Genomic DNA, 16,624 nt, shown 5'->3' on the forward strand with positions numbered 1-16,624 from the left:
TTTTAACGGTCAAGTACAATTTATTAAGCATATCCTCATTATTTTCTCCATGGTCTTCAAAACTGCTTGAGATCTGCGTGCCAGGTCTGGTGGGTTCGATTCTCAGTCGGTCCAAAAAAATTGATACTATTACAAATAAAACCGCACAGTGAGTTTTTCACTCGTGCGGTTTTTCGTTTATTTTCGGTAGACTGAGGAAGACCGATGTCCATGACCGTTGGTAACCGTCTGTAAGACCGCACACGTCGGATTCACAGATTTTAGACCGATGAAAAGTAGTGCATAAACCACTATGATAGAACAAAAGAAAGTAAGAAAATTAATGTAGGAGACATCGATTCGAACAATTCATACAGCAAATCTAGATACCATCACTGGGTTATATATGAACGTTATTATAAATACAAGCAGACAGAAGGATTACATAGTGCAAGGTACCATCCACAAAAATTGGGATATGCCTGCACTATTTTTGAAAACTACAATGGAGCTTGAAGAATTGAATAAATAATGACCTCTCAATGCTGGAAGTCATTTTGGTGTAGAATAAATGTATGATAATTTATACATACACAAACAGGGGTGTGCGAAATGCAAATAACACAAATGGAATTTTGAGAATTAGATGACTTTGCAAATACATATTAGATGATATTACCGTTTACACCTTTCCTGATATTTGTAAAAGAGATTGAAGAAATGAATACCTGTAGAAACACTAGAATGGAGAATAAATAATAGAGGTGAATGAGATCAAAAGGATATTAGATTGTAGAGGTTCTGATTTTCGACAAATGGGTAGAAAAGAATTAAAGCAGGCTATCACAGCAGCAGAAGGAAGAACGATAATGGCAGAAACGGTAGTGACATCGCAACCCTTACTTCCAGAGGTATCCAACCCGGAAGTGATGAAGGCATTCGGAGCGGATATGATTTTATTGAACCTGTTCGATTTTTTCAACCCTGTAGTAAATGGGATTGAGTCATACAGCATATTTCAACCAAATGCTGCAGGCAGCGAAGTAGCTGAAAAAATTATACAAAAAATAAAAGAACTAACTGATCTGCCAGTCGGCATTAATCTTGAACCTGTTGATCACAATGCTCATTCCTTAGAAAAATTGCATTCATTGCCGGAAGGTCGTACAGCTACTGAAAATTCACTAGCGATGGCAAAGAAATTGGGATGTGATTTTGTTTGTTTAACTGGTAACCCAAAATCAGGGGTAACCAATGAGAAAATTGAGCAGGAAGGTTAAACGTGTTCAGAGGTTGCTGAAATATCGAACTTCAATTCAAGATTCATATTAAATATCTAATTGTTTATTATTAATAGGGGAAACACACATAGGATTATATCTTTTTGAACAATAAAAATTTTGGTTAGTCGAACAGATGTAAGTGAATTATAATAAAAACATTGAATGTACTAGAATATGGAGGAAAACCGAATGAAATTTCCCAATGATGCTGATGGAGAGGCTTTACATAGTCTATATAAAGATGGATTAGATTTTAAGAAACAACAATCAGTGGACTTTTTTGTTGCCGTACCTGATAAAGCAACAGGTGAAGTATTATCGCAAGTACTAAAGAATGAAGGGTTCAATTGTTTCTTAGAGCAAGACGACGAAACGGAAGAGTGGGCATGTTGTTGCTCTAAAAGAATGTTATTAAATTATAATGAATTAATTAAAATACAGAGTAAATTAAATAACCTAAGTAAACCACATGGTGGTTATTCTGACGGTTGGGGCGTTTTTGTAGATTAAAAGGATTGAAGGAATCAAAAAGAAGCATGTGCTTGAACCGTCCTTTGATGTATTATTTCAAAATAGTGCCAGGTATCACCCGAGAAATTGGGGGTATCTGGCATCTTTTTTTTGAATGATTGAATACCGTTATTAATCAAACCTTTCACTCATTAAGAGTCGATAATATAGAAATGTCACATTTCTGCACTGACGGGATTGATTCAGATTGATGAGATATGGTCATATGTTGGAAAAATAACAAAAAGGGCAAGACTCGAGAAAGTGTAGAAAAAGTCTTATTATTAGATTTAAGAATATATATGATATGAGGCCTTTTGCGAATCTAAGAGACTGACTTCCTTTAGAAAATTGAGTGAGCTTGTAAATGGGGAGGAACTTTATGAACGTTGATTGCCATTTTCATGTGGATGAAACAATGTTGACCCTCGAAAAAATGATAGAGGGTATGGATAAACATAATGTATCTAAAACAGCCTTGATTGCCCCCATGAATGAAACCATGTTTGAAGTAGATAGTACTTTTCAACATAATTTACAAAGCTTTTTCCGTTTTCTAATACTGAATGCACCACAAATTGGACTCAAAATTTATGATGGGCTAGTCAAAGATGGCTATTTCAAACTTTATGGGAATTCATACAAAATTTTTACCAAGCCGAATAATGACATTGTTGTTGCTGCCATTGATCGGTTTCCAGACCGATTTCTAGGCTGGGTTGCAGTGAACCCATTGATTCCTGAATCAGTGGAAGATGTAGAGGTTTATCTTAATAAACCCGGATTTATCGGAGTAAAAGCTCATCCGTTCATGCATGGATATAGTATTAAGGCACTTGATCCTGTTGCAGCTATGTGTGAATCAAAAGCAATACCTATGATTATACATCTATCTTCAGAACCAGACTCGTTTAAATATTTGCCTGAAAGATATCCGAAACTTAAAGTGATTTATGCTCATGCCGGTCTTCCTTTTTGGAAACAACTGTGGAAATTCGTTAAGGATCAACCAAATGTATATGTTGATACATCAAGTGATTATCTTAATCCGTCTATAGTAAAGAATGCAGTGGAATCTCTAGGGTATCGTAAAGTGCTTTATGGTTGCGACGGACCATATGGAATGAAAAAATTTAATGAATATGACTATTCAGCTAAGAAAAGTTGGATTGAGTCACTTCAAATTCCTGATAACCAAAAGGAATATATTCTTGGGAAAAACTTTTTAGGATTGATTAATTGAAAACGAATGTGTTATTCCCAAAAAGGATCCCTTAAGTGTAATCATAGTAAAGGTTCAAGGCTAATAGTCATTTTTCTAGCAAATGTAATTGCTCCTTACATAGAGAACGCCAAAGGAGGGATACTTGTTGAAAAAAGAATATAGTAAGCTCATCCAAAAGTTATCCAATCCGAACCTAAATGGACGAGTACCAGGAACAAAAGGGCATGAGGTTGCAAGAAAACTTATCTTGGAACAGTTTGAGAAGTTGTCGTTAACTCCATTAGTAGAGAAAGAATGGGAACAAACCTATACCGCTTTTGATGGTAAGATCGGACGAAATCTCCTTGCCAGAAGAAAGGGACACGGTGATAAATGGCTGCTTTTAGGAGCCCACTATGATCATATAAATGGCTGTCCAGGGGCAAATGATAATGCTGCTGCCATCGGAATACTACTGTCTGTGCTTGATTCATTAATGTCATCAAACTTAAATATAAATATTGTTCTAGCAATTTTTGATATGGAGGAACACAGATACTTTTTAACCAAAAGTATGGGTAGTATACATTTTTATCGCGATAGTCAAAAACGATTAAATTACGATCATTTTCTTGGGGCATTTATTTTAGATTTGTGTGGTCATTCTGTAGGTGTAAAAGACCGTGAAAACTCTTTGTTCGTGATTGGAGCAAATACATCCCCATTCCTATCGCAATCTATTGAAATCACACAAAATCATATAAAAAATCTTCAAGTATACCGGTTAAGAAGCAGAAGAATATTTCATTTATCCGATAATTATATCTTTGAACGTAACAGGAAGCCCAACCTATTTTTCACATGTGGTCTTGATCCCAACTATCATACCCGGAAAGATACATTTGAAAAATTAAATCTTGTGAAGATATCAAATATCTCTACCTATATCACACACTGCATTCTAACAATAAACAGGAAATTTGGTGATAATAATGATGAATTTTTACTTACCTCTGCTGAAAATCCTCCATTCAATCATGAATCTGAAACAGCTGAACTAAGCCGTTTTTTTAAAGCTGAAATAGGACCTCATCATAATCTTGACCGCATATGTGATTTCTTGATTAGTGAATTGTCAAAAACTCCAAATAATGATTTAGTAAAAATCAAATCAACTTTGAAAGACTTGGGGATACTTTAATCCAGCCGTGTGCTCTCTTTTTCGCCTTTTCTAAATATTACATTTTAAACTACCTTTTTAAAGTAGTTCATTCCTAATCTTGTTTATTTGACTACATAACGAGATGAATTCCAACGTTTCTTCTGCAGGAACGTGGCTTTTTCTTGTTTTGAAGAATCCGACGATTTCCTCAAGAAGACTAGCATAGAAAGGTTTAATATCTTTTTCAATATCTCCATTATGAAAGCCTTGGTCTGTATGAAGAGTCACTCCAAAGCGAGGGTGCCATTCATATTCTCCGTGTATGACGGCATGTCTACCACCGTTCCATTCAAAAACAATCGTGTCATACCACCAGAATTCTCAACTGCTGGACTTGCGCCATCCACCTATTTCTTAGGTAACCTGGAGCAGGTTCCAACAGATGCAAAAATCAGCTATGCGGATGCCTATAAAACCCCGGCTATGAAGGAATTGACGACAACGTTTCAAACGATGTTTGAAGCCAATAAGATGTATATCAATCCATCTATCGGTGTAATCTCCGAAACAAATTCTTAAAAAGGTGCTGAATTGACACAGTTCTTAATCAACGAACAATCCAAGATGATTGCTGGAAATGCCCTGTTTCTGATTGGGATAACTTGTGGATGAGTACATGCAACGCGGTGGAAAAGATGTTATTAAAGAAATAAATGAAGGAATCAAAGGTAAAGGCTATAAGGATAGACAGTGGGAATAAGAGATAAGAATAGGTTTTTGAATAAATAACTTTCAATAAGAGGCTAGGACAAAACCTTCCTTTAATAGAGAAAAGCCTGTGAATTTTACTATAAGTAAAATATCACAGGCTTTATATTTTTTACAATAATATAAGGATCACTTTTGATAAATTAGGTTAGCACATCTCAAACAAAGGACAATTTGGCGATGCAACAGTAAGAGTATGTGACACAGTAAAGATGACAGACTTGCTAATTCATTTACTAAAAGAAAAACCTGATTTATTTTCTTGATTTAAATCGGACAACGTTAAATCTAATCCTGCAGTATTTCATAATTGTAAAAATAGTCTAAATTTTATATAGTTTATACGAAGGTCCTTTACTAATTATCCAGGGAGGTATGATTTGGATGAAATACAGACGTTTAGGGAATAGTGGGTTAAAGGTAAGTGAAATAAGTTTAGGCAGCTGGTTAACATATGGGAAAACGGTGGAAGATAACACGGCTGAGAAAACCATACATAAAGCATATGAACTAGGGATTAACTTCTTTGATTCTGCCAATGTTTACGAGCGTGGTGAAGGTGAACGCGTTATGGCTGGGGCTTTAAAGGAATATCCACGTGAATCCTATGTCATTACGACAAAAGCGTTCTGGCCAATGGGTGAAGGTCCGAATGATCGCGGATTATCTAGGAAACATGTGATTGAACAAGCCAATGCGAGCTTGAAGCGAATGAACTTAGATTATGTGGATATTTTTTATTGTCACCGCTATGATCAAGAAACGCCAGTGGAAGAAACGTTGAGAGCCATTGATGATTTAATTCGTCAAGGGAAGATTCTTTATGCTGGTGTAAGTGAATGGAGTGCCGCTCAGATTGAAGAGGCAGTCTCTGTGGCTGATAAATTCCTTTTGGATCGAATAGTCGTGAACCAGCCTGTATATAACATGTTAAACCGCTATATTGAAAAGGAAGTTATTCCGGTGAGTTCTAAGCATGGGATCGGACAGGTGGTCTTTTCTCCTCTCGCTCAGGGGATTTTAACAGGAAAATATAAAGGAAATACCATTCCAGAGGATAGCCGTGCCTCCAATGCAGAAATCAACAACTTCATGAAGGGGATGTTGACGGAGACTACCTTTACGAAGGTGGAACAGTTAGAGAAGATCGCCAAGGAATTAGAAATCAATCTACCTAGCCTTGCGTTAGCATGGATTTTACGCCAGCCAAATGTTTCAAGCGCATTAATTGGTGCAAGTAGACCAAGCCAAGTAGAAGAAAATGTCAAAGCCGTTGAAATTGAACTTACGAATGAGGTTATTGAAAAAATTGAGGGGATTTTGGCATAGAGACACTCTTAGATTGAATGCTGAAAAGTAAGTAGGTCAATTTGTAAGGACAAAATGAACATAACATAATAAATAGAGTGCTACAGCTTCAAAGGCTTTAGCACTCTATTTTTGTTGTTATTAATATTTTACAGTACGGCATGATTTTTTATCTCAATAGCACAATCGTTTAATGGTTATTTCCTAGAAAAACAAGAACTATTCCTATTTTGGTACTTCCAAAAGAGAACCGTTATTTTTAGATAAGAGTTTTTTGTTTCTTTAAGAATTAATGACATCAGTGACTTGACTCAGGTAAAGCTTCAGATGATTTTTGGAAGATGACCGTATAGCATATGTTAATTGGCGACATTTTTTTAAAAAGTGGAAACAGATAGAAAAGACACCTTCATTATTTGAAACGAAAAGAAGGAGACAACGAAAATGTAGTCACCTTCTTTTTTCTTTCAGTGAACACTGGATAAAGTTGCTTTAATAATCAGAGTATTACTAGATTTTTTTTAGGTCAAATTCAAAAGTAATTGGTAGAATAAAGTGGAATCCAATATGAATAAGTCGGAAGCTAAAGTGCCTGTCATCGATGTTATAAATATCGACTAGTGTCAGGCACTTTTTCTATTGTGTCAATTATTTTTTACTCATTTCCAATTTGTATAGTTTTTGATAATATAAGGAAATTTAACTTTATACATGAATTTTAAGGAGGAGGCTGTGGTGATTCGAATTAGAAGGGGGCCTTCAAGAAAAACAACGAAGGCACAAAAGGCACCCAAACAGGCATCACAGGACATCCCGTTAACCCAAAAGATTGAAGAAAATATTGAATTCTTCTCCTCTTTATACCAAGAAAGTTCAGATGTGATTTTTCGTTCTTTTGTTGTTGGTGAAAAAGACGCCTGCATTATTTATATAGATGGTTTAAGTGATACTCAAAAGCTAGACCAACAAGTACTAGAAACATTATTAGATAAAACCGAGTTTGATGAAAGTGACTTCCTTCTTTCTGTTAAAAACAAATTACCTATTTCCAATATAAAAAATATTTCTACGTACTCCGCATGTATCGATTCCATTGGTAACGGTAGCCCCATTTTGCTTTTTGATGGGTACGAAGAGGCACTCTCACTGGGGTTGGTGAAATATGAAAAGCGCTCGATCGAAGAGCCTCAGGCTGAGACCGCCATTCGAGGACCGAGAGAAGGTTTCACTGAATCACTCGGTGTCAATATCTCTTTATTGCGTCGGATTATCAAAGATCCGGCATTAAAAATGAAAACCATCCTTGTTGGCAAGTATACGAAAACCAAGGTTGTGATCTCTTATATTGAGGGATTGGCAGACAATACATTAATTGAAGAAATCGAAAGGCGCCTCCAAACCATTAATATTGATGGGGTATTAGAAAGTGGATATATTGAGCAATTCATTGAAGATGATCCGTATTCTCCCTTTCCACAAGTATTGTATACGGAACGGCCAGACGTTGTTTCCGCTAACCTGCTAGAGGGCAGGGCGATTTTAATGATTGAGGGGACACCCTTTTCTTTAATCGCACCAGTCAGTTTTTTTAGTTTATTTCAATCACAAGAGGACTATTATGAGCGGTTTTGGATAGGGACGTTTATTCGGGTTCTTCGTTTTCTTTTCTTAGCAATATCCTTATTCCTCCCTTCTGTATATGTGGCCATTACAACGTTTCATCAGGAAATGGTTCCACCAGATCTGCTCATCAGTATCGCTTCCGCTAGAGAGGGGATTCCTTTTCCTGCTATTGTGGAAGCTTTACTAATGGAAATTGCCTTTGAAGCATTAAGGGAAGCTGGAATCCGTCTTCCAAAACAGGTGGGGTCAGCAGTCAGTATTGTCGGAGCACTTGTCATAGGTCAGGCAGCGGTTCAAGCAGGAATTGTTGGTGCACCCATGATTATTGTGGTGAGTATTACGGGGATTGCTTCCTTTATGGTTCCCCGCTATTCGATTGGTCTAGCGATTCGATTGCTAAGGTTTCCGATCATTATTTTAGGAGGCACATTAGGATTAATTGGCGTGATGCTAGCTCTAATCATACTCATTATCCATTTATCATCACTAAAATCTTTTGGGCTCCCCTATTTGAGTCCAGTCTCTACTGTAGAAAAAAATTCATTAAAGGATACGCTCATTCGTGCTCCATTATGGAAGATGAATCATCGTCCTCAGTTGACAGGAGAATACAAAGCCGTAAGACAAGGACCGAATTTAAAGCCTGGAAGAAATAAAGGCGGTGAATGAGACTAGCTTGGTGGTGAATATAGATATGCTGGAAAAAGGGAAAATTTCAACCATACAAATGGAATTTATGATGGTTCCAACTATTATTGCTACAGGTATCCTTTCCGTCCCATCGATAGCAGGAAGATTTGCTAAGCATGATATGTGGATGACACCCATAATAGGCTCTATCATCGGTTTTATCACGGTATTCATTGTCTGGAAGCTGCATCAATTGTTTCCGAAATTAACACCTATTGAATATAGTGAAAAAATCCTTGGAAAGGCAGTCGGCAAGATTTTTAGTCTTTTTCTTGTTTCCTTTTATATTGATAACACTGCGATTGTGGTTAGACAATATGTTAATTTCATTTCCGGTAATGTCATGTTTGAAACTTCTTCGGTTGTATTTACCATCGGCATCCTTTTTGTTAGCGCACTCGCGGTCCGTGGCGGGATAGAAGTGATTGCTCGATCTGCTGTTATTTGCACAACCATCTACATGAGTACATCATTATTTCTCCTCCTTTCAATAAAGGACATTAATATGGGATTCATGCTTCCCATTCTAGAGAATGGGCTGCTTCCTGTCATAAAGGGGGGATTGGTACATAGTGCATGGTTCAGTGAGTTTTTTCTTTTGTCCTTCTTTTTTCCTTTTCTCCATCATCCAAAAAAGGGGTTAAAGTCTGGGATGAAAGCCTCTCTTTACGTAATGCTAATTTTCACCTATGTTAACTTTTTTGTCCTTACCATATTGGGTGTTTCGTCCGTCAATCAATTTTACCCTGTGTATTCCATTATCCGTGGAATATCGGTCATGGGATTTTTCGAGAACTTTGAAATTATCATTACCGCTTCCTGGGTTTTGGGGAATTTCATTAAAATCTCTGTTTTTTTATATGTAGCGAGTTTGGGTTTAGCGCAGGTGTTTAGGCTCTCTACTTACCGAATTGTTGTGTTTCCTTTAAGTCTTCTTCTGGTCTTACTAAGTTATTGGGACATCCCTAATATTGTGGTCTTGATAGACTACTTAACAAGAATTCAGCCTTTCTACTCCATCCTTGTTCAGACTGTACTGCCATTATTTTTACTCTTCATTGCCCTAGCACGCAGGAAAAGGAGTGGGAGCACTTGAAGAAAATCCTTCCTTTCATCTTGTGCTTATGTTTATTGGCTCTTTCTGGATGCTCAGATCGAGTAGAATTGCAAGATCTAGCCATTATTACAGCTGCAGCGATAGACCGATTAGAGGATGGTAAAACAAGAATCTCCATCCAGATATTTATCCCTCGCTCCATTACAAGTGGACAATCGGGAGAGGACCCAAGTTTAGGGTCTACTTTTGTTCGTGAAGGAATAGGAGATAATCTTGCAAATGCCGTTTCGATGTTACAAATTAATGTTCCAAGAAAACTGTTTTGGGGCCAATGTAAAATCTATATATTTGGAAATAAACAGGCTAAAAGCGGGATACGAGATGCCATCGATTTTTTGGCCCGCCATCCAAGTCCAAGGGGGACTTCCTTTTTATATGTAAGTGAAGGGGAAGCGAAGCAGATTTTGACGTTAGTTCCACCATTAGAACGATATTCAGGGGAAGCGCTGAGAAAATTAACAGTAGATGAGAGGGGATTGATCACTACCTTAAGAGATGTCGATATGGGCCTAATGGGAGAGAGTGAAAGTGTGTCTATGCCCTATATAAAAACATTAGTTTCAAAAGAAAAAGGAAGGAAGCCCCATGAAACGATCCCTGTTATTAATGGGACAGCCATTTTTAAAAAGGATCGAATGGTCGGAGTATTGAATCTAAAAGATACTCGCGGCTTATTGTGGTTAAAGGATGATGTAAGAAGAAGCACCATCTCCATTAAACCTAAAGGTGAGGACGGAGCCATTACCTTGACACCGACGTTAGGAGAAATGAAGGTTAGTCCCCAAATTAAAGATGGTCGTTGGATGATGAATGTAAGTATTGACATTGAAGGCGATATTGTCCAAAACGAAACGCATTTAAATCTAATGAATGTGGAAGTCATGATGAAATTGACGAAAGAATACGAAGCAGCCCTAAAGGAAAGAGTGACACAAACCATTGAAAAGCTCCAACAAGAATTCAAAACGGATGTCATTGATTTCGGGAGGAGATTTCATCAAAAATACCCAAAGGAGTGGAGGAAAGTAAGCGGCAAATGGGATGAAAAATTTCCAGAGATAGAAGTCAAATTCACGGTTAATGCGAAAGTAAGGAGACCCGGTTATATTGGCCCGCCGGCAGCACTTCCAAGAGATGAGGTGAAGAATTAATGCAATGGAATTGGGATACGGTACTTTTAGTGCAACTCCTTATTTGGTTCATTGTTCTTTTCGAGCGGAAGCAGCTAAAAAACGCCTCGAAGGCTGACAGGATAACATTTGCTGTTATCCTGTTTTTGTCGACCTTGTCGTCCTTTCATAACCTAGAAAACTTACAAGGTCCTATTACTTTTCTCAAATACATTCTTGGTCCCTTAGGGAGAATGATGGAGTAACATTCTTAGCGTACTTGCTTTAAATAAAGTGGCTGTCATTAGCCAATTTTAAAAATTAAATTGGACCGGAGTCCCAGGTTCCTCTAAAATTGGTCTTTTTCACTCTTAAGCAGAATTTCAAGAATCGCTGCAACTCCTGCACGATCATTAACACCAAGAATCCCCTCTAGCTTTGAAGAATGGAGTTATCTTCTATTTAAATGGAATCGTAATTTTTGATTTATGGAAAAACCATTATACTTCCATAAATGTAGATAAATTAAAAAATGAGGATTGCCCTACTTGTGGAGTAAAACCCTCTTATCCATTTTTATCCTTTGAAAATCAAACAAAGTCAGCTGTACTTTGTGGAAGAGATTCTGTCCAGATACGACCTTCCGTTCCTGTTGTACGTAATTTGGAAGCTTTAGAAAAACTATTCATGAATCAAGGGGGAACGGTGCAGCGAAATCCTTACCTATTATCGTATACAGTGAATACTCACCGATTAGTCATTTTTAAAGACGGAAGGGTATTAGTGCACGGAACAAAGGATATTACAGAAGCAAAGTCGCTATACCATAAATACTTGGGTTAATTAGAATGAACAACCGCTGACTTTAGATTCGTAGTCCTAAAGGTGCCTGTCACTTGTCAAATGCGACAAATTTCGAATATGACAGGAATTTTTATATAGACTTCCTATTTATAATCAGTGCTATTTTGTTTGTTTGATTTTGGCAAGAGACACTTTTAGATCAAAACTTTTTAGAAGAAAATAAACATAACATTATAAATAGACTGCTAAAGCTTCCAATGCTTTAGCACTCTATTTTTGTTGTTTTATACTATTATACAAGAATTAGCAACGGCATGAGCTTTCCAGAGCCCAAAAATCTCAATAGCACCAACGTTGAATGGATAATTTTGAAAAAACCACATTAATCGTAAAGAACTATTCCTATGTGGGTACTCCAAAAGAGAAAAGCTTAGTTTTAGATAAATGTTTTACGTTTCTTTGAGAATTGGATGACATCAGTGACTTCACTCAGATGAAGCTTCAGAAGACTTTTTAAGAGATTGAATGAGGCTTCTTACAGCCTCTTTGTCTTTATAACGATCTAATTCCACTAACGATAAGTCGTCTCCCGCCGCTGAAATTTCAATATTATCTATATTTAATGGCAAAGACCTAACATAATTTATCAGTTCAAAAATATCATCTATGTCACTTTCCTCAAAATACTCAATGGTTTGGTGTCTATATAAGGAAAATGTATAAGATAAACATTCAGAGTAATCTAATTCACTAATTTCTATTGACTCAGGGAAAGGAGTACATTCTAAAGAAGGACTGCCAAAAAATTCAAAATGAAGTGCTTTTAATCTTTCCTCTTCAACCTTTATTGAATCCCTTGTAGAATAATAATTTAATAGAGCATTATTTTTATTATTAATTTCATTCATTTCTTTATTGAGATATTCTGTTGTTAACACTTCATTTATATTCTTAAATTCAATATCGTTATAATGTTTATCATGCTCGTAATCTTCAAGAATATATTCATCATAATTTTCCAGGCTGCCTATTTTCATATTATGAATGTGATAACCATTGTTTTTAAATTCTTTTAGCCCTTGGTTAATCTTTTCTAAGGAGGCATTCAATTCAGCAAAATCCTTATTTAATAAAAATCCATTTTCCTTCGCTAGATATAGACTTAAATTTTTTTCGTTATCCTCCGGTGAGAATTGTACATGAGATTTGGTATAACCTAAATCTAGCAAAGTCTTATGAAGACTTGATTTTTTATATGTAGCATTCAACTCATACCGTTTCAAATCTTTTTCATAACTATCACCAGTTATTTTAATCGAGGACTAACCCTTTACAAATATTGCGAATTCGACCTTTGGTTCGTCAGCTCTTTGAACTAAATAAGGTGTATTTAGTCCTGTACTCACTTGCGCTTCACTTAATATGTTAATTTCAAAGCCATATTTGTCTCTTATATAATTTTTAACGTCTTCATTTGATTTGACGGTACCTTTACTTGAAATACAACCACCTAACATGATATTAATTAAAAACATGAGACCAAATTTAATTATCATATTATCCCCCTATACAAATAACAAAAAACTGAATAACTTACTATTCTATTATTCCACTTGTAAAATGTTAAATTCATCCTTTCAAGTTTAATCATCCAAAAATTCTAGAAAAATAACAGATTTTAATGGCTCTAAATTGCTTAAGTTTCACTATGATGAAATCAATAACCCGCTGACTGATTTCTGCATCTGTCTAAACATATAATCTATAAATGTCTAGGGCCAGGGGTCCCTGGGCTATTTTTTATTCCTATATTTATCCGTCTATTATCCCGTTTGATAGCTGGAAGAATGTGAGTATAGTCTTAACTTTTTGAATTTTGGGAATTTAAGGAGGTAATTATAAGAAGTTAAGAGAATAAAATTTTAGCTTAACAAGAACGAAGGGCAGTTATATTTTAATGAAATAAGAGAAGTACGCTGCTTTTAAAGTAAAGGAGACCTAATTGTCGTAAAAAGAGGAGGAAGCAGGTTTGGATGAGAAAATAAATGCAAACTATCGGTTGGTCGACACCGTCAACTCGCATGAAGCTTTTAGTTACCACTCACACGAACAATATGAAATTTATTATTTCCATGGTGGTAACTGTAAGTTTTTAATTGGTGACCATATTTATCCTTTACAAGAAGACGATATTATTATCATGAATGGTTTAACATTGCACAGAGCATACCCAGAACCAGGTATCCCATATGAAAGAAGCGTCATTGAGTTTTCATCTGAATGGTTACGGCCAATTTTAATTAACTTAAACGTTCCTGAATTATTAAATCCGTTTAACCAGCTCAGTAATACTTTATTCCGGGGAACAGACAAAGAGAAATTAGTAGAGATTAAGGAGCTAATTAGAAAAATCGCCTGCAAAGATCAGACTACATTGCTTGATAAAGAAAATAGTGTAGAAAGTCGTTTGCGAAATGGTGAAATATCCACTTTATTCGTACAACTTCTATTTAAAATCTATGAATTAAGTAATCAACAGCTCGTAAAAATACCTCCAATCGAAACGGAAAAGAATACTCACGTAAAACGGATTATACCCTGGATTGAAAAGAATTTTAACAGTTCGATTACGTTAGACAGTATTGCAGCCAATTTAAATTTAAGTAAATACCATATGGCTAGGATATTTAAAGAGGTAACAGGTTTTACCATCATGCAGTACTTAATGACTTGTCGGATTAACCGGGCAAAATACTTGCTGGAGATCCACCCGGGAAAATCTATACATGAAGTAGCCTTAGAATCCGGTTTTGAAGATTCATCTCATTTTAGTCGTTTTTTTCGAAAACAAATGAATATTACCCCATCAGAATATCGAAATAGTAGAGCAATCCGGAAACATTCAGCGTATTCAAAATAAAGCATTGCCCCTAAAAAAATAGCAAAACAGCAACAAATGACAAATTAAAGTCAAAATATCACAATTACAAACAAGCGAAATATTCTAAATTTTTATACTATTTAATCAGAAGTTGAAAGTGTATCCGCTAGATTTACTAGAATGATACTTAACAGAAACAGGAGGGCGTTGTTAAAAGGAGATAAAAAAGGCATTGGTAAAAAGCAACGCCTACATATGAAAAAATTTTTTAGGTTAATTTGAAAGCGTTGTCATTCATGAGCGGTTAAATGACCAAAATCAAAACGGTGAAGGAATTTTAATCAAGAAAGGAGATATTTATGGCGAATAACAGCATGGAAGCGGCCAATACAGCCACTCAAAGTGTGAATACAAACACTCACACAGAGTCTAAAACGATGAAACAGAAAAAAAGAAGTTCCCAATGGACATGGTATATTTTCTTAATCCCAAGTTTTCTAGGTATTTTACTGTTCATGGTCTATCCAATCGCAGAATCTCTAAGATTGAGTTTTTTTAAATCAAATGGGACGATTGAGACCTTTACGGGACTGGCTAACTTTCGTACGGTATTAACTTCAGGTCCTTTTTGGAATTCCGTTTGGAATACCTTTTATATCGGTATCTTTCAAATCATTATCACCATTCCACTAGGATTTATTTTTGCAACACTTATCAACTCTGTGTCAAAAGGGAAAAACTTTTTTAAGGTCTTATACTTTCTGCCAAATGTCACTTCCATTGTTGCGGCAGCCATGATCTTTCAATTTGTTTTACACCCTGAAATGGGGATTCTAAATTATATTCTTGGTTCTTTAGGATTACCAACACCAGGCTGGTTTTCAGATCCTGCCACTTCTAAATGGGGTGTAATATTGCTAGCGGTTTGGCATTGGATTGGTTTTGTTATTATTATCTGTCTTGCCAATCTTCAAGCCATTTCATCGGAAATGTATGAGGCGGCTAAAATCGACGGGGCAAGTGGAATCCAACAATGGTTTTTTATCACCATTCCAAACATGACTGGAACGTTTGCCTTCTTATTAATCACTGGTTGGATTGGTGCTCTTCAGCGTTTCAATGAGGTTTACGTCGTTGGCGGACCAAATGGAAGTCCTGCTCGTTCAATCCAAACCATGGGAGCCTTTATTTATGAGCGTGGTTTTACAGGGTTTGAATTTGGTATCGCATCCGCTGCCACATATATCATGTTTATAATCATCTTGATTTTTACCTTTATTAATCTCAAAGTCTCGAAAATGAAAATATAACCTAGAGAGGAGGGACTGTATTGAATAACACCATGTCTATGAAGAAAATGGAAAAGATTACATCTATTATTAAGTTTCTTATTCTATTAATTTTCGGTGTCGTGCTTATGGCTCCATTTATATGGATGGTTAGCGTAGGTTTTGATAGAACAGCCAATATTTCAATGCCTTTTCCACCTCGATTAATACCAGAGGAACCTTCAAAATTCAACTATGGAATCGTATTTGAGAATGGAAGACTTATTAAATCGTATATAAACTCTACCATTGTAACAGTGAGTTCTGTGATTTTGGGAGTTTCTGCCTCCCTTCTGTCAGGATATGCGTTCTCTAAGGGTAAATTCAAGGGAAAGAAAATCTTGTTCATTGTTGTCCTTTGTACGCTCATGATCCCAATGGAGCCGAGGTTAATCCCCTTATATACCTTGTTTAATAAAATGAATCTATTGAACACATATTATCCATTGGTTCTTCCCTCTATTATTAGCGGCATGTTGATTTTCCTTTGTAAACAGTTTTTTGATCAGCTGCCAGATACGCTTCGGGAGGCGGCCCAAATTGATGGAGCCGGTGAGTTTAGAATTTTCTTCACTGTCTATTTGCCGCTTGCCGGACCGATCGCTGCAACAATGGTGATTTTAGCCTTTATTTGGAGCTGGAATGACTTCATGTGGCCATTAGTTGTGCTGAACGATTTAGAACTACAAACCGTTCCTCTTTATCTAGCGAGTTTTTCGCTAGAGAATGGTTCAAGTTTAGGTGGCTTAACGATGGCTCTCGCAACCGTTAGTATTCTACCAATCATCATCTTGTATCTTTTTTTACAACGATACATTATCCAAAGTATTGCACTAAGCGGGGTAAAGGGAGAATAGT

The 16,624-nt window shown here is 36.2% G+C and carries 14 protein-coding genes and 2 pseudogenes; 13 read left to right on the forward strand and 3 right to left on the reverse strand.

The window, feature by feature from the left end; all coding sequences use genetic code 11:
* Window positions 1-752 precede the first annotated feature (752 nt).
* From F4694_RS27810 to F4694_RS27825, 4 genes and pseudogenes are all read left to right on the forward strand, one after another.
* Window positions 753-1,244: pseudogene (locus F4694_RS27810) on the forward strand (DUF7916 family protein); the annotation flags it as partial.
* A gap of 207 nt (window positions 1,245-1,451) precedes the next feature.
* The gene (locus F4694_RS27815; RefSeq protein ID WP_257029434.1) at window positions 1,452-1,772 is read left to right on the forward strand and encodes a ribonuclease E inhibitor RraB; all 321 of its coding nucleotides are present in this window, start codon (window positions 1,452-1,454) and stop codon (window positions 1,770-1,772) included.
* A 382-nt stretch (window positions 1,773-2,154) separates the two neighbouring features.
* Entirely contained in the window at window positions 2,155-3,015 is an 861-nt protein-coding gene (locus tag F4694_RS27820; RefSeq protein ID WP_179603170.1) for an amidohydrolase family protein, read from the forward strand.
* A 127-nt stretch (window positions 3,016-3,142) separates the two neighbouring features.
* Window positions 3,143-4,177, forward strand: a complete 1,035-nt coding sequence (locus F4694_RS27825; RefSeq protein WP_179603171.1) for a M28 family peptidase — start codon at window positions 3,143-3,145, stop codon at window positions 4,175-4,177.
* A gap of 57 nt (window positions 4,178-4,234) precedes the next feature.
* Here F4694_RS27825 and F4694_RS31900 read toward each other — a convergent pair whose 3' ends face one another.
* Entirely contained in the window at window positions 4,235-4,426 is a 192-nt protein-coding gene (locus F4694_RS31900; RefSeq protein ID WP_218895871.1) for a hypothetical protein, read from the reverse strand.
* 42 nt (window positions 4,427-4,468) lie between these two features.
* On the opposite strand from F4694_RS31900, the gene F4694_RS27830 reads away from it, so the two are divergent.
* From F4694_RS27830 to F4694_RS27855, 6 genes and pseudogenes are all read left to right on the forward strand, one after another.
* The gene (locus tag F4694_RS27830; protein WP_218895872.1) at window positions 4,469-4,717 is read left to right on the forward strand and encodes a hypothetical protein; all 249 of its coding nucleotides are present in this window, start codon (window positions 4,469-4,471) and stop codon (window positions 4,715-4,717) included.
* Between the two features lie 573 nt (window positions 4,718-5,290).
* Window positions 5,291-6,235: an aldo/keto reductase family protein gene (locus F4694_RS27835; protein WP_179603173.1), complete on the forward strand. Its 945-nt coding sequence runs from the start codon at window positions 5,291-5,293 to the stop codon at window positions 6,233-6,235.
* A gap of 690 nt (window positions 6,236-6,925) precedes the next feature.
* Window positions 6,926-8,506 (forward strand): spore germination protein, encoded by a 1,581-nt coding sequence (locus F4694_RS27840; RefSeq protein ID WP_179603174.1) that lies wholly within the window; start codon window positions 6,926-6,928, stop codon window positions 8,504-8,506.
* 13 nt (window positions 8,507-8,519) lie between these two features.
* Window positions 8,520-9,623, forward strand: a complete 1,104-nt coding sequence (locus F4694_RS27845; RefSeq protein ID WP_218895873.1) for a GerAB/ArcD/ProY family transporter — start codon at window positions 8,520-8,522, stop codon at window positions 9,621-9,623.
* On the forward strand, window positions 9,620-10,795 hold the full coding sequence (locus F4694_RS27850) for a Ger(x)C family spore germination protein (RefSeq protein ID WP_179603176.1): 1,176 nt from the start codon (window positions 9,620-9,622) through the stop codon (window positions 10,793-10,795). The genes F4694_RS27845 and F4694_RS27850 overlap by 4 nt, the downstream gene beginning before the upstream one ends.
* Window positions 10,796-11,224: 429 nt before the next feature.
* Window positions 11,225-11,596: pseudogene (locus tag F4694_RS27855) on the forward strand (thiamine biosynthesis protein MoeB); the annotation flags it as partial.
* A 446-nt stretch (window positions 11,597-12,042) separates the two neighbouring features.
* Here F4694_RS27855 and F4694_RS27860 read toward each other — a convergent pair.
* Window positions 12,043-12,825, reverse strand: coding sequence for a hypothetical protein (locus F4694_RS27860; protein ID WP_218895874.1), 783 nt, complete (start codon window positions 12,823-12,825; stop codon window positions 12,043-12,045).
* A gap of 54 nt (window positions 12,826-12,879) precedes the next feature.
* Entirely contained in the window at window positions 12,880-13,113 is a 234-nt protein-coding gene (locus tag F4694_RS27865; protein WP_179603179.1) for a hypothetical protein, read from the reverse strand.
* Window positions 13,114-13,586: 473 nt separating this feature from the next.
* Between F4694_RS27865 and F4694_RS27870 the strand changes: the two genes are divergently transcribed.
* The 3 genes from F4694_RS27870 to F4694_RS27880 all read left to right on the forward strand — a co-directional run bounded on the left by F4694_RS27870 (window position 13,587) and on the right by F4694_RS27880 (window position 16,623).
* A complete protein-coding gene (locus F4694_RS27870) occupies window positions 13,587-14,477 on the forward strand; it encodes an AraC family transcriptional regulator (protein ID WP_257029435.1) in 891 nt (296 codons plus the stop codon).
* A gap of 320 nt (window positions 14,478-14,797) precedes the next feature.
* The gene (locus F4694_RS27875; RefSeq protein WP_257029436.1) at window positions 14,798-15,748 is read left to right on the forward strand and encodes a carbohydrate ABC transporter permease; all 951 of its coding nucleotides are present in this window, start codon (window positions 14,798-14,800) and stop codon (window positions 15,746-15,748) included.
* 20 nt (window positions 15,749-15,768) lie between these two features.
* Window positions 15,769-16,623 carry a carbohydrate ABC transporter permease gene (locus F4694_RS27880; protein ID WP_306458550.1) on the forward strand — a complete coding sequence of 285 codons (855 nt, stop codon included), beginning with the start codon at window positions 15,769-15,771 and terminating at the stop codon, window positions 16,621-16,623.
* Window position 16,624: the final 1 nt, after the last annotated feature.

This window comes from Neobacillus driksii, from assembly GCF_013409995.1.
GTDB lineage: Bacteria > Bacillota > Bacilli > Bacillales > Cytobacillaceae > Neobacillus > Neobacillus driksii.